The 18,477-nt window shown below is 67.0% G+C and carries 15 protein-coding genes and 1 tRNA gene; 7 read left to right on the forward strand and 9 right to left on the reverse strand.

Annotation, left to right across the window (positions count from 1 at the left end):
• Positions 1 to 84: 84 nt before the first annotated feature.
• From dnaE to VF662_RS02545, 6 genes are all read right to left on the reverse strand, one after another.
• Positions 85 to 3,552 carry a DNA polymerase III subunit alpha gene (gene dnaE, locus VF662_RS02520; RefSeq protein WP_464137332.1) on the reverse strand — a complete coding sequence of 1,156 codons (3,468 nt, stop codon included), beginning with the start codon at positions 3,550 to 3,552 and terminating at the stop codon, positions 85 to 87.
• A gap of 60 nt (positions 3,553 to 3,612) precedes the next feature.
• The gene (locus VF662_RS02525) at positions 3,613 to 4,623 is read right to left on the reverse strand and encodes a lysozyme inhibitor LprI family protein (protein ID WP_464137334.1); all 1,011 of its coding nucleotides are present in this window, start codon (positions 4,621 to 4,623) and stop codon (positions 3,613 to 3,615) included.
• A 49-nt stretch (positions 4,624 to 4,672) separates the two neighbouring features.
• Positions 4,673 to 5,344 (reverse strand): ABC transporter ATP-binding protein, encoded by a 672-nt coding sequence (locus tag VF662_RS02530; protein ID WP_464137337.1) that lies wholly within the window; start codon positions 5,342 to 5,344, stop codon positions 4,673 to 4,675.
• Positions 5,337 to 6,587, reverse strand: coding sequence for a lipoprotein-releasing ABC transporter permease subunit (locus tag VF662_RS02535; protein ID WP_464137338.1), 1,251 nt, complete (start codon positions 6,585 to 6,587; stop codon positions 5,337 to 5,339). The genes VF662_RS02530 and VF662_RS02535 overlap by 8 nt, the downstream gene beginning before the upstream one ends.
• Positions 6,584 to 7,891, reverse strand: a complete 1,308-nt coding sequence (gene proS / locus VF662_RS02540; protein WP_464137341.1) for a proline--tRNA ligase — start codon at positions 7,889 to 7,891, stop codon at positions 6,584 to 6,586. Before proS ends, VF662_RS02535 begins: the two co-directional genes overlap by 4 nt.
• Before the next feature lie 327 nt (positions 7,892 to 8,218).
• Positions 8,219 to 9,133 (reverse strand): LysR family transcriptional regulator, encoded by a 915-nt coding sequence (locus VF662_RS02545; RefSeq protein ID WP_464137344.1) that lies wholly within the window; start codon positions 9,131 to 9,133, stop codon positions 8,219 to 8,221.
• A gap of 115 nt (positions 9,134 to 9,248) precedes the next feature.
• On the opposite strand from VF662_RS02545, the gene VF662_RS02550 reads away from it, so the two are divergent.
• The 3 genes from VF662_RS02550 (at position 9,249) to VF662_RS02560 (ending at position 12,400) form a co-directional block, all read left to right on the forward strand.
• The gene (locus VF662_RS02550; RefSeq protein WP_464137347.1) at positions 9,249 to 9,461 is read left to right on the forward strand and encodes a hypothetical protein; all 213 of its coding nucleotides are present in this window, start codon (positions 9,249 to 9,251) and stop codon (positions 9,459 to 9,461) included.
• Positions 9,462 to 9,488: 27 nt separating this feature from the next.
• Positions 9,489 to 11,294 (forward strand): PHA/PHB synthase family protein, encoded by a 1,806-nt coding sequence (locus VF662_RS02555; RefSeq protein ID WP_464137349.1) that lies wholly within the window; start codon positions 9,489 to 9,491, stop codon positions 11,292 to 11,294.
• 68 nt (positions 11,295 to 11,362) lie between these two features.
• On the forward strand, positions 11,363 to 12,400 hold the full coding sequence (locus tag VF662_RS02560) for a glycosyltransferase family 2 protein (protein WP_464137351.1): 1,038 nt from the start codon (positions 11,363 to 11,365) through the stop codon (positions 12,398 to 12,400).
• Here VF662_RS02560 and VF662_RS02565 read toward each other — a convergent pair.
• Both VF662_RS02565 and VF662_RS02570 read right to left on the reverse strand, forming a co-directional pair.
• A complete protein-coding gene (locus tag VF662_RS02565; protein WP_464137354.1) occupies positions 12,397 to 12,798 on the reverse strand; it encodes a hypothetical protein in 402 nt (133 codons plus the stop codon). The genes VF662_RS02560 and VF662_RS02565 overlap by 4 nt on opposite strands.
• Entirely contained in the window at positions 12,791 to 14,800 is a 2,010-nt protein-coding gene (locus tag VF662_RS02570) for a putative bifunctional diguanylate cyclase/phosphodiesterase (RefSeq protein ID WP_464137357.1), read from the reverse strand. Before VF662_RS02570 ends, VF662_RS02565 begins: the two co-directional genes overlap by 8 nt.
• A gap of 172 nt (positions 14,801 to 14,972) precedes the next feature.
• Between VF662_RS02570 and VF662_RS02575 the strand changes: the two genes are divergently transcribed.
• The 4 genes from VF662_RS02575 to VF662_RS02590 all read left to right on the forward strand — a co-directional run bounded on the left by VF662_RS02575 (position 14,973) and on the right by VF662_RS02590 (position 17,643).
• On the forward strand, positions 14,973 to 15,755 hold the full coding sequence (locus VF662_RS02575; RefSeq protein ID WP_464137360.1) for an NAD kinase: 783 nt from the start codon (positions 14,973 to 14,975) through the stop codon (positions 15,753 to 15,755).
• Between the two features lie 64 nt (positions 15,756 to 15,819).
• Positions 15,820 to 15,894 (forward strand) — tRNA-Asn (locus VF662_RS02580).
• Between the two features lie 70 nt (positions 15,895 to 15,964).
• Positions 15,965 to 16,945 carry a J domain-containing protein gene (locus tag VF662_RS02585; RefSeq protein WP_464137361.1) on the forward strand — a complete coding sequence of 327 codons (981 nt, stop codon included), beginning with the start codon at positions 15,965 to 15,967 and terminating at the stop codon, positions 16,943 to 16,945.
• Between the two features lie 77 nt (positions 16,946 to 17,022).
• Positions 17,023 to 17,643: a hemerythrin domain-containing protein gene (locus VF662_RS02590; protein WP_464137365.1), complete on the forward strand. Its 621-nt coding sequence runs from the start codon at positions 17,023 to 17,025 to the stop codon at positions 17,641 to 17,643.
• Between the two features lie 36 nt (positions 17,644 to 17,679).
• Here the strand turns inward: VF662_RS02590 and VF662_RS02595 are convergent.
• Positions 17,680 to 18,477 (reverse strand): SEC-C metal-binding domain-containing protein (locus VF662_RS02595; RefSeq protein ID WP_464137367.1); only part of this gene is annotated, 798 nt, incomplete at its 5' end.

The following is an 18,477-nucleotide window of genomic DNA, read 5'->3' on the forward strand; positions in this document are numbered from 1 at the left end:
AGGAGCCGCATTATCCTCAGCGGCCAATCCTGCATTCCGCCGATCATGTTCCACTCCCCACTTTTGGGGGCAGTCTAAGGGCGGCTAGGAGACGAGCGCAAGCCGGGGCGGTTCGGCGACCGAAAGCCGCACCGAGGTCACGCCGTCGATGCGTTCGATGCGGGCGCCCAGCTCCGCATCGAGGACGAAGTCGCGGCCGAGCAGGATCTCAGCCTCGCCGCCGTCGAGCTTCACATGGAGGCGGAGCTGGCCGTTGCCGCCGCGATGGTCCGCCACAGCCTCGGCAAGGCGCGGGAGCACCTCCGGCCCCTCCACTTGCACCTGGAGCTGGAGCCGGGTGCGCTTCGAGAGGTTCTCGAACGACTGGATAGCCTTTATCGTGACCCGCGGCGCTTCCTCGCCCGGGCGCCGGTCGAGCTCGACGTTGAGCAGGCCGCATCCGCCGGCCTTGGCCGCTTCCTCCACCTGCGCCGCTACCATGTCGTCGAAGACGGTCGCCACGAACTGGCCGGAAGCGTCGGAAAGCGTCGCCATCAGATAGCGCCGTCCCCGAGCGGAGGTGCGCCAGCGCGCGTCCTCGACGAGGCCCGCCATCATCGCCGGCGAGCGGCCGCCGTCCGCGGGCGCGGGTAGCGAACCGAGTTCGGCGAAGCTCTTCGCCCCATGGGCTTCCACCAAGTGCCGGTACCGGTCCACGGGATGAGCGGAGAAATAGAAGCCGAAGCTCTCCTTCTCCGCCGCCATGCGCTGAGCGAGCGACCAGTTGGAGCTTGCCGGCATCCGGATCGGAACGACGTTGCTCTCGCCGCCGAACAGGCCGCCCTGACCGCTGGAGCGCGCTTCGGCTGCGCTCGATGCATGGGCGAGGATCGTCTCGGCGGCTGCGAAGACGGCGGCGCGGTTCGGCGCCACCTCGTCGAAGGCGCCGCCGCCGGCGAGGCTCTCGATCTGGCGGCGGTTGAGGAGCCGGGGATCGACCCGCTCAGCAAAATCGTCGAGCGTCTTGAAGCGTCCGTTCGCGCGCCGCTCCTCGACGAGCTGTTCCATCGCCTTTTCGCCGACGCCCTTGAGCGCCCCCAAGGCGTAGCGGACGGCGTGGCTCTCGCCGTGGGGCTCGACGGAGAATTCCGCCTCGCTGGCATTGATCGAGGGCGGCAGGCAGGCGACTTCGAGCCGCCGCATGTCGTCGACGAAGATCGCGAGCTTGTCGGTCTGCCCCATGTCGAAGCACATCGAGGCGGCGTAGAATTCCACCGGATAATGCGCCTTCAGCCAGGCGGTCTGATAGGCGACCAGCGCGTAGGCGGCGGCGTGGCTCTTGTTGAAGCCGTAGCCGGCGAACTTGTCGATCAAATCGAACAGCTCGTTCGCCTTCGGCTTGCCGATGTCGTTGGCGGCGCAGCCGGTGACGAAGCGTTCGCGCTGCGCGTCCATCTCCGCCTTGATCTTCTTGCCCATTGCGCGCCGGAGAAGGTCGGCCTCGCCGAGGCTGTAGCCGGCGAGCACCTTCGCCGCCTCCATCACCTGCTCCTGGTAGACGAAAATCCCGTAGGTCTCCTTCAGCACGTTCTCGAGCATCGGATGGGGGTATTCGATCGGCTCGCGGCCGTTCTTGCGGGCGCCGAACATCGGGATGTTGTCCATCGGGCCCGGGCGGTAGAGCGAGACGAGCGCGATGATGTCCTCGAAGCTGGTCGGCTTCACCGCCGCGAGCGTCCGGCGCATGCCCTCAGATTCCAGCTGGAACACGCCGACCGTCTCGCCGCGCTGGAGCAATTTGTAGACTTCCGCATCGTCCCAGGCGAGCCGGTCGAGATCGACAGCGATGCCGCGCTTCGCCAGCATCTGCACGGCCTTCTGGAGCACCGAGAGGGTCTTGAGACCCAGGAAGTCGAATTTCACAAGCCCCGCCGCCTCGACATATTTCATGTCGAACTGCGTTACCGGCATGTCCGAGCGCGGATCGCGGTAGAGCGGGACAAGCTGGTCGAGCGGCCGATCGCCGATGACGACGCCGGCGGCGTGCGTCGAGCTGTGCCGCGGCAGCCCCTCGAGCTTGCGGGCGAGATCGAACAGGCGCCGGACCTGGGCGTCGTCCTTATATTCGGCGGCAAGCTCCGAGACGCCGTTCAGCGCCCGCTCCAGGTCCCAGGGCTCGGTCGGGTGGTTCGGGATCAGCTTGGCGAGCCGATCGACATGGCCGTAGCTCATCTGAAGCACACGGCCAGTATCCTTCAGAACCGCCCTCGCCTTCAGCTTACCGAAGGTGATGATCTGGGCAACCTTGTCCGTGCCGTAGCGCTGCTGGACGTAGCGTATGACCTCGCCGCGCCGGGTTTCGCAGAAATCGATGTCGAAGTCCGGCATCGACACTCGTTCCGGGTTGAGGAAGCGCTCGAACAGCAGGCCGAGCTTGATCGGATCAAGGTCGGTGATCGTCAGCGACCAGGCGACGACCGAGCCCGCGCCCGAGCCGCGGCCGGGGCCGACCGGGATGTCGTTCTCCTTGGCCCATTTGATGAAGTCGGCGACGATCAGGAAGTAGCCGGGGAAACCCATCCCGACGATGACGTCGACCTCATAGTCGAGGCGGGTGAAATAGGCCTGCCGCTCCTCGCCGCTGAGCGTATAGCCTTCCAGCCGCTTTTCGAGCCCGGCGCGCGCGTCGCGGCGCAGTTGCTCAGCCTCGGCCTCGATGTCGCCGGCGAGGTTCGGGAGGATCGGCTTCCGCTTGGGTGCGCCGAAGGCGCAGCGGCGGGCGATGACCGAGCTGTTCTCGATCGCTTCGGGAAGATCGGCGAACAGCCGGCGCATCTCGGCGGGCGGCTTGATCCAGGCTTCGGGCGAGGATTTGATGCGGTCATCCCGGTCGACCTGGCTCGATTGAGCGATGCACAGCATGGCATCGTGCGCACGGTGGAAGCTGCTGTCGGTGAAGCAGGCGGGGTTGGTTGCGACCAGCGGCAGGTCGCGCTCATAGGCGAGGTCGATCAGCGATGCCTCGGCCGCCTCTTCGAGCGCATTCCCGCGCCTCGAAAGCTCGATATAGAGCCGCGCGGGGAAAAGCCGCTCAAGCGTCTCCAGATATGAGAAAGCGGCATCGCTCTGCTCGGCCGCGAGCAGCCTTGCGAGGGCGCCTTCGCCTCCGCCGGTGAGCGCGATCAGCCCGTCCGTCCGCCCCTCCAGCGCGGCCAGGGGCACATGCGCCTCTTCCTCCACCGGCCGGCCCAGATGGGCGGCGGAGACGAGCGCGCAGAGATTCTGGTAGCCGGTCTCGTCCTGCGCATAGAGCGGGAGCCAATCGACGGTGACCGCCCGCCCCTCGACGCCCGGACGCGCGATACCGAGCAGAGCGCCGACGATCGGCTGCACGCCCTCCGCCTTGCAGGCGTCGGTGAACGGCATGACGGCATAGAGCCCGTTCCGGTCGGTGACCGCAGCGGCCGGGAAATCGAGCTTCCTCGCCTGCTTCGCGATCGCCTTCGGCTCGATCGCGCCTTCGAGCATCGTGTAGCAGGAGAAGATGCGAAGCGGGACGTAGGGCGCGGCCATGGCTCCGTTATGGAGCCTCGGGCCCCCAAATCAAACCGCCCGTTGCGACTTCTCCACAGCTTAGTCGCCGGCCATGATGTCGCGGATCTCGTTCATCCGGCCATCATAGGCTTCCGCGATGCAGGCCTCCGTTCCGCAGCGGTCGCGATAGGCGAGGAAGCGGTCGCGGGTACGGCGAAGCTCCCGGCGCCTGCTCGAATCCGCGTCCGACAAAGCGGAGTAGAAGAGCGAGGACATCGCCCGGTCCTTGGCTGCCAGCCGGTCCCTCGAGCAGACCTGGCGCTCGCTGGAGCTGCGGGCGAAGCGGCAATTGAAGCTGGGGTTCGATCGCGCCGCCGTGCGCACCGGCTCGCGACGCTCGACCTTCGGCGCGGGCGCCGGCGCGGGCGGCGGAGCCGGACGCGGCGCGACACTGGGCGCGGTGCGGGGCGCAGCGGGCGCGGGAGGCGGAGCCGTGGCCGGCGCGGGCGCTGCCGGAGGCGCCGAGGCCGCGGGCGGCGGCGGCGGCGCGGCTTCGACATATTCCGTTGGCTGCTGGGCCGCGGACGGCAATTGCGACGGCGCGCCGCGCAGGTTGAATGCGGCAAGCTTCTGGATGATCGGCTCGGCGCCCCTGATCTGGTAGACGAGGCCGCTGCCGTCAGCCGCCGACTGAGCCGAATATTCTATATTCGCCGTCAGCCTCCGCTGGCCGCCGAATGCCGCTTCCGCACCGGGAGGAAGCTCCAGGATGAAGCGGCCGGAGCAGACGGTGACGTTCAGATCCTCGTCGCGGCTCATCACCACCGGATTTTCCATCCGCACGACCGAATTCTCGGCGAGCGTGTCGAGATTGGCGGGATCGGCGTTCCGAAGCCGCACCGCCTCCTCGAACGCGACCTCCTTCAGCCGGCCGTAGGTGGCGTTGGAGCCGCAGGCGGCCTGATCCGGGTTCTTCTGCGCGCCCGGAAGCGCGGCCGACTGAACCTCGTCCTTCTTCTTCTCGTAGCCGCGGGTCAGGCTCCAGCCGAACGCGCCCACCGCCAGGACCAGAAGCCCGGCGAGCACCAAGATGATCTTCCTTTGGTCCATCGCTTTTCATGCCCCTCAAGCAACAACAGGCGCTGCAGCGACGGCGACCTCACTCCAGCACGCCCTCGTGCAAACGCAGCACTCGGTCCATCTTTCCCGCGATCCGTTCATTATGCGTGGCGACGAGCGCGGCGCTGCCTTCGTTGCGGACGAGGCTGAGGAATTCGGCGAAGACGATATCGGCAGTGGCCTCGTCGAGATTGCCGGTGGGCTCGTCGGCAAGGACGAGCGAAGGGCGGTTCGCAAGCGCCCGGGCGACGGCCACGCGCTGCTGCTCGCCGCCCGAAAGCTGGCTCGGCCGGTGCGTGAGGCGGTGCTCGAGGCCGAGCGAGGAGAGCAGGGATTCGGCCCGCTCGCGCGCCGGCACCGGCTCCGCGCCATGGATGAGCTGCGGGAGGATCACGTTCTCGGACGCGTTGAAATCCGGCAGGAGGTGGTGGAACTGATAGACGAAGCCGAGCACGTCGCGCCGGACGCGGGTGCGGCCGTCATTGTCGAGCTGCGCGGCTTCCTCGCCGTTGATGCGGATGGAGCCCTCGAAGCCGCCCTCGAGCAGACCCACCGCCTGAAGCAAGGTCGACTTGCCCGAGCCGGAGGGTCCGAGCAGCGCAACGATCTCGCCCTGGGCCACGTCGAGATTGACCCCGCGCAGGACGTGGATGGTCACGCCGCCCTGCTGGAAGCTGCGCTGCAGCCCCCGGACTTCGAGCACCTTATTCATAGCGGAGCACCTGCACGGGATCGGTGCTCGCCGCCTTCCACGCCGGATAGAGGGTGGCGAGGAAGCTGAAGCCAAGCGCCATGATCACCACCGCAAGCACCTCGAACGGATCGGTTTTCGAGGGAAGCTCGGTGAGGAAGCGGATCGAAGGATCCCAGAGGTTCTGGCCGGTGAGCATCTGGATGCCGTTGACGACGCCCTGCCTGAAGAACAGGAAGATCGCGCCCAGGATGAGGCCCGCGACGGTTCCGAGCGTGCCGATCGTGACGCCCACCGTCATGAAGACCTTCATCAATCCCCTCCGTGTCGCGCCCATGGTGCGGAGGATTGCGATGTCGCGCGTCTTGGCTCTGACCAGCATGATCAGCGAGGACAGGATGTTGAACACGGCGACGAGGATGATGAGCGACAGGACGACGAACATCGCCACCCGCTCGACCGCGAGCGCCTCGAACAGGGAGGCGTTCATCGTCCGCCAGTCCGCCACAATCGCCTGGCCGCGGACCCGCTCGGCGAGCGGAGCGAGGATCTGCCCGACCCGTTCGGCATCCTCGGTCTGGACCTCGACCATGCCGACATCCTCACCAAGCAGCAGAAGCGTCTGCGCATCCTCGATCGGCATGACGACGAAGGCTTTGTCGTAATCGTAGACGCCGACCTCGAAGATCGCGGAGACGGTATAGTCGACGATCCGGGGCACCGTCCCGAACGGGGTCGTCTGGCCTTGCGGGCTGATGATCGTGATCGAGCTTCCGACGCTTGCGCCGAGCGCTTCGGCAAGCCGGGCGCCGATGCCGACATTGCCGGAGCCGGGCCGAAGCGTCGCCAGCGAGCCGGCGATCACCTTCCCCTGGAGCGCAGGGTTGGAAAGGATGTCCTGGCGCTGCATGCCGCGCACCAGCACGCCTTCGACGCGGCCGTTGAAGCTGGCCATCAGCGGCTGCTCGATCAAGGGAACCGCCATGGTGACGCCCGGCGTAGCGCGGGCCTGCTTCGCGATCTCCTGCCAGTTGGAGAGGCGCCCGCCATAGCCCTGCACCACGGCATGGCCGTTGAGGCCGACGATCTTCTCGAACAGCTCGGCCCGGAAACCGTTCATGACGCTCATCACGATGATCAGGGCCGCAACGCCGAGCATGACCGCAATCAGGCTGATCGAGGCGACGAGGAAGATGAAGCCCTCCCCCTTCCCCGGGAGCAGATAGCGCTTGGCGATCACGCGCTCGTAGCGGGAGAGGATCATGCGGCGGTCAGCCGCGCAAGCGCGCTCTCGACGCTCAGCTCCTCGCGCTCGCCGGTGGCGCGGCGCTTCAGCTCGACGACCCCTTTCTCAAGTCCCTTCGGACCGACGATCAGCTGCCACGGAAGCCCGATCACGTCCATCGTCGCGAACTTGGCGCCGCCGCGCTCGTCGCGGTCGTCGTAGAGCGTGTCGACCCCTGCTTGCTGCAGGCGGCCGTATATGTCGTCGGCGGCGCTGGTGACGTTGCCATCGTCGGCGCGCATGTTGATGAGGCCGACGCGGTAGGGCGCGACGGCTTCGGGCCAGACGATGCCGTTGTCGTCATGGCTCGCCTCGATGATCGCGCCCATCAGCCGCGAGACGCCGATGCCGTAGCTGCCCATGTGCGGGTGGACGTTGCCGCCGTCGCTGGTCTGAACGGTCATGCCCATGCTCGCGGAATATTTGGTACCGAACGCGAAGATATGCCCGACCTCGATGCCGCGCCGGGTGCGGAGGCGATCGGCGGGGACCGGGCATTCCGTCACCTTCTCATGCTCCTCCGCCTCCATCGCATAGAGGTCGGTGAGCCGGGCGATGGTGGAGGCGTCGGCCGACAGCAGCTCCTCGTGGGTCACGTCCTCGAGCGCCGCATCGTAATAGACCGCGCTTTCGCCCGTCTCGGCCAGTACGTGGAATTCGTGGCTGAGGTTGCCGCCGATCGGCCCCGTGGGCGCCCGCACCGGCACCGCCTGAAGCCCCATCCGCGCGAACGTGCGCAGATAGGCGACGAACATCGCTTCGTAGCTTCGGCGAAGGCCTTCCTCGTCCAGATCGAAGCTGTAGGCGTCCTTCATCAGGAACTCGCGCCCGCGCATGACGCCGAAGCGGGGCCGGACCTCGTCGCGGAACTTCCACTGGATGTGGTAGAGCGTGCGGGGAAGATCGCGGTAGCTCTTCACCGCATCGCGGAAGAGGATGGTGATCATCTCCTCGTTGGTCGGGCCGTAGAGCATCTCGCGCTCGTGCCGGTCCTTGAAGCGCAGCATCTCCGGGCCATAGGCGTCGTAGCGGCCGGATTCCCGCCACAGATCGGCCGACTGTACGGTCGGCATCAGCAGCTCGATCGCACCGGCCTTGTCCTGCTCCTCGCGAACGATCTGCTCGATCCTGTTCAGCACCCGGAGGCCGAGCGGCAGCCAGGCGTAGATCCCGGCCGCAGTCTGCCGGATGAGGCCGGCGCGGAGCATCAGCTTATGGCTGACGATCTGCGCGTCGGCCGGCGTCTCCTTGGTGACGGGCAGGAAGTAGCGGGAAAGGCGCATAAGCTCGTGACGGGTCCGGAAGGGGCAGGATCGCGGCGAAGCTCTAGGGTCGCTCCGCCGCCAAGGCAACCGCGCAGCCATGTGGCCGCGGCGACACAGAGCGAACACAAACGCGCAACACCTTGTTCTTAGGCCGTGACAAGGGGGCGGCGCCTGCCTAGCGTTCGCTCCACCAAGCCAAGGGCTACAGCCCAGGTTCGGGGAGTTTCGATCCCGCTTCCTCTGCGAGGTGAGGCGGCGCGCGGGTCGAAGTTCAAAAAAGGGGGGTGACGAGCGATCGTCACACGGGTGCCCGGGCCGCGAGGTTCCGGGCACTTGCCGTTGGGGCTAGGCCGCCTCGCCTGAGCCGAGCTTGAAGATGGGCTTCGCCGCCTCGACCTCGTCCTTGATGAAGCGGACGACGGCGCGGACACGGGCGAGCTCGCTCAGATCCTGGTGGATCGTAAGATAGAGCGAACGGGTTAGGCTCACCTCGTCGGCGAGGACCCGCACGAGCCCCCTCTCCTCCCGCGCAAGGAATGCCGGGAGCACGCACAGGCCGGCGCCTGAGAGCGTGGCCTTCAGCTGGGCGACGAGGTTGCTGCTTTCGAGCGCCGTGCAGCCGTTGGGCGCGACGTGCTGAAGGAAATCGAGCTCCGGGAAGGTGAGCAGGTCGCCGATATAGCTGACGAAGCTGTGGCCGCTGAGATCGGCGGTGGAGCGGATCTCGGGAGCGGCGCCGAGATAGGAAGGAGCGGCGTAGAGGCCGAGATCGTAATCGATGAGCTTGCTGACGAGCAGCCTTCCGGTCGGCGGCTGGCTCACCGAGATGACGATATCGGCGTCTCGCTTGGCCAGGCTGAACACCGCGGAGGCGGCGACGAGCTGGACGGTGAGCTGCGGGTGCCGCTCCTTCAGCCGGCCGATGCGGGGTGCGAGGAAATAGCTTCCGAAGCCTTCGGGAGACCCGATCCGGACGGCGCCTTCGACGCTCGCCGCACTGCCCCCTACCCGCTCCTGCGCGCCGATCGCGAGCCGCTCCATCTCCTCGGCCATCGGCAGAAGCCGCTCGCCCTGCTCGGTCAGCGTATAGCCCGACGGGCTGCGGTCGAAGAGCTTGGCCTTCAGCGCATGCTCGAGCGCCGCGATCCGGCGGGAAAGCGTCGTATGATCGAGCTGGAGCCGCGCCGCCGCGACCGTCAGCCGGCCTGCCCGGGCGACGCCGAGAAAGCTCCTGAGGTCGTTCCAGTCGAAGTCGGCCAAACTGCCCCTTAACTATGCGTATGTGAACTTTCGCACGACGGTTGCGGCACAATCCAAATGGATTTGCAGGGGCGGTTATGAGAGAGGGCCACCACCCCCGCAAGAGGAATAGACAATGACCTTCGAGGCCGGATCGGCCGCGTTTGCCGCGGACGTCGAGACTTTCGCCGATTTCAGCGCGCCCGCCGCGATGGTCCGGTCGCTGCCTGCGAACGATCCCGCCAACCCTGAGGCGGGATGGGCGACTCGGAACCCGAACCGGGCGATGCTCTTTCTCTATGTGAGCCCGCGCGATTGCGGCGTGGTGGACGAGCTGCTGGCCCTTTAAAGCCTCCGCTCGGGCTCGAGAGGAGCAATGATGGACGACAATAAGGGCCTCCTGAGCACGCCCGTGAACCCGCCGGACCCCGCCAAGCTGGCGGAGGCATGGTCGCGGGTGATGGCGGGCACCGTCGACGTCATGACGGCGTCGGTGCAGCGCGCCACAAATCCGCATGTCCCGCAGCCATACGATCCCGCCGCTCCGGCGCGTGCGTTCGGCGCCTTCGCGCAGCACCTCCTCACCAATCCCGCCGAGCTCATCAAGGCGCAGCAGGAGGCCGCGGCCGACTGGATGAAGCTATGGGGCGCCGCCGCCGCCCGCGCAGCCGGCGCGAAGCCGGAGCCGGTGATCGAGCCGGAGCGTGGCGACCGCCGGTTCAAGGATCCCGCCTGGAGCGAGGAGCCGGCGTTCGACTATATCAAGCAGGCCTATCTGCTCGCCGCCAAGCGCGCGCTGTCGCTGATCGAGAATGCGAACGGGCTCGATGAGGCGACCCGCACCCGCGTCGAATTCTTCACCGGCCAATATCTGCAGGCGCTGTCGCCGGCGAACTTCCCGCTGACCAACCCGGAAGCGGTGCGGCGGGCGATCGAGACCGGATCCGTCAGCCTCCTTTCCGGCTTTGCCAATCTGCTCGAGGACGCCGCGCAGGACGCCGGCCTCGTCACGCGCAGGACGAGCGAGGATTTCGAGCTCGGCGTCAACATTGCCGCTACGCCGGGGAGCGTCGTCTACCAGAACGCGCTGATGCAGCTCATCCAGTACGCGCCGGTGACGGACGAGGTCTACAAGCGGCCTTTGCTCTACATCCCGCCGCTGGTGAACAAATATTACCTTCTGGACCTGCAGCCGAAATCGAGCCTGATCCGCTGGCTCGTCGAACAGGGCCACACGGTGTTCGTCGTCTCCTGGGTCAATCCGGGGCCCGAGCTCGCCGACATGGACATCGCCGATTACATCAAGCTCGGCCCGGTGGAAGCGCTGGGCGCGATCGAGCAGGCGACGGGCGAGCGGAGCGTCGACATGTTCGGCTTCTGCATGGGCGGAACGCTGGTTGCGATGGCGCTCGCCTATCTCGCCGGCAAGGGCGAAGGCGACCGCGTCGCCTCGGCCACCACGATCGGCACATTGTTCGATTTCGCGAGCCTCGGCCAATGGTCGACCTTCACCGAGCCCGAGCAGCTGCGCGCGATGGAGCGGCACCTCCTCCACAAGGGCTTCATGGCCGCGCAGGACCTGCAGGCCCTGTTCTCGGCCGTCCGCGCCAACGACCTCATCTGGTCGTCGGTAGTGAACCATTATCTGCTGGACCGCGAGGCGCCGCCTTCGGACATCCTCTACTGGTTCGCCGACGGTGCCCATCTGCCCCGCGCCTTCCTCCTCACCTATGCGCAGCAGATGCTCCGCGACAATCTCCTGAAGGAGCCGGGCGGGATGGAGATTGATGGCGTGCCGCTCGACTTGGGTGCTATCCAGGCGCCGCTGCTCGCGATCAGTCTCAAGGACGATCACGTCTCCGCCTGGGCCGCGACCTATGAGAGCGCCAAGCTGTGGGGCGGCCCGGTCCAGTTCCTCCTCGGCGGCTCCGGCCACAATGCCGGCGTCATCAACCCGCCGTCCGCCAACAAGCATGGCTATTGGGTGGGCGAGGAGATGCCGGGCACCGCCGACGAATGGTTCGCCGCGGCCGAGCGCAAGGAAGGAAGCTGGTGGCCGCACTGGCACGCCCGCCTTAGCGAGGACGGCAAGGCGGAGAAGGTGCCCGCCCGCATCCCCGGCGACGGCGATCTCGACGTGATCGAGCCCGCGCCCGGCTCCTACGTCAGGAACCGCTGCTGAAGCCGAGGCTTCGCTCCGCCGCCCTCATGGGCTAGAAACCTCTCGTGGGGCGGCGATCGGAGCGGGGAATGGGCGAAGACCGGGTGGCGGTGGTGACCGTCAACTACCGTACGCCCGACCTCGTCATCCGCTGCCTCGAATCGCTTGCCGCGGAGCGAGCCGCGATTCCGCATCCGCTGGAAGTGATCGTCGTCGACGGCGGCTCGGGCGACGGATCGGCCGAGCAGCTTCGCCGGGATCTGTCCGACGAGCGTTTCGCCGGCTGGACCACCTTCCTCGCGCTTGAACTGAACGGCGGCTTCGGCTGGGCGAACAACCAGGCGATGCTGCAGCTCCTGCAGCGGGAGCAGCCGCCTTCCTTCATCCACATCCTCAATCCCGATACGGTCGTGGAGGCTGGTGCGGTCGGCGCGCTCGTGAACGTTCTCAAGTCTCACCGCGAGTGCGGCGCCGCCGGCTCGCAGCTGATCGACGACGCGGGCGCCGCCGCCGGCTCGGCTTTCCGCTTCCCGACCGCTGCGCGCGAGTTCGTTCGCGGGAGCAACACGCCGGGGCTGGGCCGCTGGCTGGGCGTTGCGCCGGTTCTGGTGCCGCCGGGTCAGCCGGGCGAAGTCGATTGGGTGACGGGCGCCAGCGTCATGTTCCGTTCCGAGGCGCTACGCGAGGCCGGGCTCTTCGACGACGGCTTCTTCCTCTATTTCGAGGAAATCGAGCTGATGCACCGGCTCGGCCGCGCAGGCTGGACAGCGCGGCACGTGCCGGAAAGCCGCGTCTACCATGTCGGCGGCGCCTCAACCGGGGTGAACGGGCACGATCCCGAACAGGTGCGGAGGCGGCCCGCTTACTGGTACCGGTCCCGCCGCCGCTATTTCGCGCTCACCAGCGGGCGCTTCGGAACGATCGCCGCGGGCCTCGCATGGCTCGTCGGAGACTTGCTGTGGCGGCTGCGCCGCGCGATCTCCCGAAGCAGCAAGATCGAGGTTCCATTCGAGCGGGAGGACCTGCTCTCGAACGGCCTCGAAGCCGGCGCCGAGGACCTCGTTTCTCATGCCCGCCGCTGGGACCATCCCGTCGGCACGCCGCCGGCCTGGATGGACCGGTCCTAGCCGAGCTTCACCACCTCCGCCTCGCGCCCCGCCTGCTCTTCCCAAACCGCCTCGCGGTACATTTCGAACGTGCCGTCCATGTCCTCGAGGCTCCAGACCCCGCTGATCGTGTTGCCGTCGGCCGAGAGCCTGCCGACATAGTCGACGGCGTGGGCGGCATCGCTTTCGGCATCGTAGACCTTGGTGAAGTCGACCGACGAGCCGGTGCGGCTGCCGGAGAGGATCGCGCCCAGTTGCTCGCTCGAGCGGCCGACGGTGTTCGGCTCGACGATGCTGCCGCTCAAGGCGCCGTCATGATCCTGGAGCGTCGCCAGGAAAGGCGTGGTGGGGCCGAGGCCGTTCGGATAGGAATAGCTGCCGAGCCAGAGGCCGCTGAGATTGATCCTCTGCTCAGCCATTCCGCTCCGCTGCGACAAGTGCGGCAAGCGCCTCACCGGTGACCGGGGGCGAGCAGAGGAAGCCTTGGTAGAGGTTGCAGCCTTCCTCCGCGAGCAGCCCCAATTGCTCCCCCGTCTCGACGCCCTCCGCAATGACTCCAAGGCCGAGCGAGCGCGCCATGTCGATCACGCTCCTGACGACGATCCGGTCCCGCGGGCTGCCGGTGATGTCCTCGCAGAGGCGCTTATCGATCTTGAGGTAATCGAGCGGCAGCGCCTTCAGATAAGCGAGGCTCGAATAGCCGGTGCCGAAATCGTCGATCGCCACCCGGAGGCCGCCTTCGCGCAAATTGGCAAGGAGATAGGCGGCGGCGTTCAGATCCTCGATGAGGCCGCTCTCCGTCACTTCGACGGTCAGCCGCCCCCGATCGAAGCCGCTGTCGGCGACCAGCTCGAGGAATTGCGCGGCGAAGCCGGGGCGGACGATGTCGGAGGCGGTGATGTTCACGGACAGCCGGAGCCGCGCCAGCGCTTCGGGCCATTCCGCCGCGGCCGAGATCGCCTTTCGCTGCACATGGTCGGACAATTGGACAAGATAGTCGGAGCGCTCGGCGACGCTGAACAAAGTGGCGGCGCCGAGTTCTCCGAAGGAGGGATGCCGCCAGCGGGCGAGCGCCTCCGCTCCCTCGATGCGGCCGGTGGTGACCGACACCTGGGGCTGGAACAGGATCTCGATCTCGTCCTGGTCCAGCGCCTTGCGGAGATCGATCTCGAGCTGGTCGCCGCGCGCGCTCACCGTCTGCGCGCCTGCGTCCAGCATCCGGATCGGCCCCGCCTCTCCCGTCTTCGCCTCGGCAAGCGCGGCGCTCGCCCGCCGGAACAGGCTCATCGCGTCATCGTCCGCCGAGGAGGCGGCGGCGCCGACGCGGGCGCCGAGCGTGATCACATGGTCGCCGGACATGAACGGGCGTGCGAGCGCTTCCACGAGCTGGCCGGCGATGAACCGCCCTTCGCTGAGGCTGGTGGGCGCCGCGAGCGCGACTGCGAACTGGGCGCCGGCGACGCGCGCGACGAACCGGCGCCTGTTATCGGCATCGACCACCCGCTCGATCCGCCGGGCCGCCGCCTGAAGCACCGCATCCCCCGTGGCGCGGCCGAAAGCGGCGTTGATCGCATCGAAACGGCTGACCGCGAGCAGAAGAACCACCGCGGCAGGATCACTGCCCTGCCCCGCCGCGAGCTGATCGCCAAGCCAGGCCCGAGCGGCGCGGCCGTCGCGCGTACCTGTGACGGGATCCCGCGACTGAGCCGATGCCTCCCCCGCGATCGTTTCGGTGCGGGCGACGATGCCGCCCGCCTCCTCGTCCACCCTCAGATGATGCGCGATCCTCGTGCCCTGGCGATCCTCGTGGGCGAAGGCGGTGGAGCGGCCGGTGCTCATCAGCCGGTCGATCGCTCCCCGGGCGGCGCGGCGGCCCTCGGGATCGAGCTTCCGGAACAGGTCCATCAAGCTGATCCGCTGCCCTGAATCCTCGCCCAGGCCCGCCTTTCGCGCCAGGGCCGGGCTCAGCTCCACCGTCGGCGAACCCGGCTGCCAGCGCCAGCTCTCGCCCCGCTCCTCGTTTCGATCGCCGGCGCGGCGGGCGGTGCGCGAAGTGCCGCCGAGCCGCTCCGCATGGCGCTCGGCGAATTGCACGGCCTGGACGAACTGCTGATCGCTGAACGGGCTGACGAGGAAATGCGTCGCGCCCTCCGCATGGAAGCGATCGACCGCCGCTCCGTCCTTCTTCGAGACCAGCACCAGCAGCGCCGAGGCATTGGCTTCGGCCGTATCGCCGAGCGTCCGCACACCCTCATGCCCCTCGTCGAGTGCTCCGCGGGCATCGACGACGGCGACGGATGCGCCCGATGAGACGAAGCGTCCCTCCGCGTTCGCGCTGCGTCGGGCGGCGATCGGCTGCCAGCCGGCGGCCTCGGCGATGCGGGTCAGCTCGTCCCGGTGGCGGAAGGACAGGATGAACAAGGGCGCAGCCGCTCCCCCGCCTGTCCTTTTCCTTTCCCTGTCCGGCATCGTCACCCTCTCTCGATCATCTACGCACGCCGCCCCGCGCAAGCCAATGCCGTTTTCGCCGCTGGCCCGGCTTGGAACAGCCTTGTCCTTGCCGCTCCCTGCCATCCGCCCTAGCAAGGCTGCGATGGCACCCGATGCGGACACCCCGACGGCCCTGCTCGCCTCGCCCGCCGAAGCGGCCCAGGCTGCGGAAGCCTTGCTCCGCGAACGCTACGATTTCGTTCCCTTAAGGGAGGCGCGCCAGATCGTGGCGCTCGGCGGCGACGGTTTCCTGCTCCAGACGCTGCACGAGATGCTCCAGCGAGGGACTTTATGCCCGGTATTCGGGATGAATAGGGGCACCGTTGGCTTCCTGATGAACGACTGGCGGATCGACGGCCTGAGCGAACGGGTTGCCAATTCGAAGAAGGTCTCAGTCGCCCCCCTCCGCATGGACGCGGTGACGGTCACGGGGGAGCGTTTCACCTATCCGGCCATCAATGAAGTCTCGCTTCTGCGGGAAACGAGGCAGACGGCGTGGATCGAAGTATCGGTCAACGGACGGCTGGTGCTGCCGGAGCTGGTCTGCGACGGGGTGCTCGTCGCCACCCCGGCGGGCTCCACAGCCTACAACCTCTCGGCGCAGGGACCGATCCTGCCGCTCGGAGCGAATCTCGTGGCGCTGACCCCGATCAGCCCCTTCCGCCCCCGCCGCTGGCGCGGGGCCCTGGTGCCGGACGACGTCAAGATCTCGCTCCGGGTGCTCGATCCGGTGAAGCGGCCCGTGTCAGCGGTCGCGGACCAGCTTGAAGTCAGGGACGTCGAGACCGTCGAGATCGTCGTCGACCGCAGTCAAGAGCTCACCTTGCTGTTCGATCCGGAGCATGCGCTCGACGAGCGGATCGCGATGGAGCAATTCACCGCCTGAAGGCCTTCAAGCGCTTGCGAAATCGAAAATGATGCTGCTATAGGCGCCCTCGCCTGATGGCTGCTCCCCGGTAGCTCAGCGGTAGAGCATCCGACTGTTAATCGGATGGCCGATGGTTCGAATCCGTCCCGGGGAGCCACTTTCCAGACAAAATCGCCGCTGGCATTTCCGGCCCTCCTTGGGCATGGTTCCTCCCTGGTGGGAACCCGATGACTAAGTCTTTGTACGCAATCCTGAATGTCGCGCCGGATGCCGATCCGGCGGTCGTCGAGGCTGCGTACAAGGCGCTCATGAAGAAATATCATCCGGACGTCCGAAGCGAGGATCCGGAAAGCTCGCGCCGAATGGCGGCCGAGATCAACGAGGCGTTCCACATCCTCAAGGATCCGGCGAAACGGGCCGAATACGACACTCACGAGCGCGTCCGGCGGGAAGCGATCCGGAGGAACAGCGCGGCGCTCGCCGATGCGGCCCGGACCCATCAACCGCCCCCGCTGCCCAAGCGGCGGAGGCGCAGCAAGTGGCCGGCTTTGTTCATGATCGCGACGGCTGCGCTTGCGGTGTTCTTCATCTGGCGCGGCTCGGATGCGGCGCATGGCGGAGAACCGGGCCTTGCGCGGCTGGTTCTTTCCCAGACGACTCGGCCTCAGGCGAACCTCGCGAAGGTGAGCGGCGCCGACGTGGACCGCGCGGTCGACCAGTTCACCAGGATCAGGAACCGCTCGGGTCTGCTCGGCCTTGCAGCATTCAGCCACGATTGCTTCGCCGCCCAGAGCCGATCGGAGGCCGAAGGCGATTTCGATTTCTGCGTCGCCTTCGACAAGGCGGCGCTCACCTACGGTCTCGATTGGCCGGGACACGATTATCTGCCGCAGCTGCCCCGGTTCGAAGCGCGCGAGATCGAGCGCCGCCATGCCGCCGCCGGGAAGCTGCTGTCCGCCGACGAAGGCCTTATCCAGGCGCGGATCGCCGAGGTCGGCATCCTCACCTCGCGGCGTCTAAGGGCGCTGAACCCGGAACCGCACGTGACCGAGGAGGAGAAGGCGGTGGTGGTGAAGGCCGCCGCACCCTACCGGCCGCACCGCGCCAAGCCGCGGCGATATGCCAGGCCGGTACGGAAATGGCGGCCGGAGCAGCGGCGGCCCCAGCGGGAACGCGATTTCCTCGAGCGCCAGGGCTATATCTACTAGCGGCTCGCTCCGCCCTCCGTCCCGGAACCTTGTCCCGCGCGAGCGGGTTTGCAGCGGGAGAGATCAGGAGGTCCCAAATGGCGACGAAATCACAATCGAAGAGCGGCACCGGCGGCAGCGGCAACCAGGACAATGAAGGCCTGTTCAACTGGGGCAGCGGCAATACTGGCGTGCTGGTCGGAGCGGCCATGGCGGGCGCTGCGGTCGGCATCGCCGCGAATGTCGGACGCAAGCTCTTCGTGCAGCTTACCAGCGGCGCCACCGGCGACTGGCTCGATGCCTTGAAGACCGAGCATGCGATGGCGCTTGCGATCTTCGACAAGATCGAGGCCACCGACGACAGCCAGACGATGATGCGCACGCACTTGCTCGCAAAGCTCAAATATGCCCTGACGAAGCACGCGCTCGAGGAAGAGAATGTGATCTATCCGGCACTTCGGCAGGCCAATTCGGCCTATGATGCCGATCACCTCGAGGAGGATCACGGCTACGTGAAGACCTACCTCTATGAACTCGAGACGATGCCGAAGAACAGCCCCGAATGGCTCGCCCGGGTCCGCGACTTCCGGCAGATGATCCAGACGCACATGACCGAGGAAGAGAATGAGATCTTCCCGAAGTTCCGCGAGCAGCTGTCGGCCGAGCAGAATTCCCGCATCACCGCGATGATGCACAAGGAAGGCTACAAGTTTGCCTGACGCCTACGCGGTTTCATGCCGCTGCCGCGGCGCCCTTCAGAGGGCGCCGTGGCAGTGCTTGAACTTGCGTCCTGAGCCGCACGGGCAAGGCGCGTTGCGGCTGACCTTCTCGACATCCTCGACCACGAGATCGCCCTCCGCTCCAGGCACAGGCTGAGCGGGCGGGAAATCGGGCTGCGGGATCTGAAGCGGCGGAAGCCGCGACATGATCTGCCCTGTGGCGGCATCGATGTCCGCGCTGTCGTCCTCCCCCGTGAACGGGTCGATATGCGTGGTGATGAAGTCCGGCAGCTCCGGCAGCTCGGAGAACTCCTGGAGGTCCGGCTCGGCATAGCCGAACTGCGCGAAGGCGAGCGTCCTCGTTACCGACTCCCGGATCGAGGCCAGCATCCGCTCGAACATCGCGAACGCCTCGTGCTTATATTCGTCGATCGGCTTCTTCTGCGCATAGGCGCGGAGGTGGACCACCTGACGTAGTGCATCGAGCATCGCCAGATGCTCCTTCCAGTGATGGTCGAGCACCTGGAGCAGGATGCTCTTTTCCACCTGCACAAAGCTGTCGGGATCGATCTCCGCCTTCTTCTGTTCGATCGTGGCGTCGGCCTCCGCACGAATCCGGTCGACCAGCATCTCCGGATCGACCGCCTCTTCCTGAAGCCAGTCGTCGATCGGCGGCTGCAGCCCGAACACCGTCTCCACCCGCTCCTTCAGCAGCGGGATATCCCATTGCTCGGGGTAGGAATTGGGGGGGCAGGCTTCGCCGACGATGGTGTTGACGGTCTCGGCGCGCATGTCTTCGACGACGTCGCCGACGGTGTCTGCGTCCATGATGTC

Origin of the sequence: Allosphingosinicella sp. (assembly GCF_036387215.1) — a bacterium.
Classification (GTDB): Bacteria; Pseudomonadota; Alphaproteobacteria; order Sphingomonadales; family Sphingomonadaceae; genus Allosphingosinicella.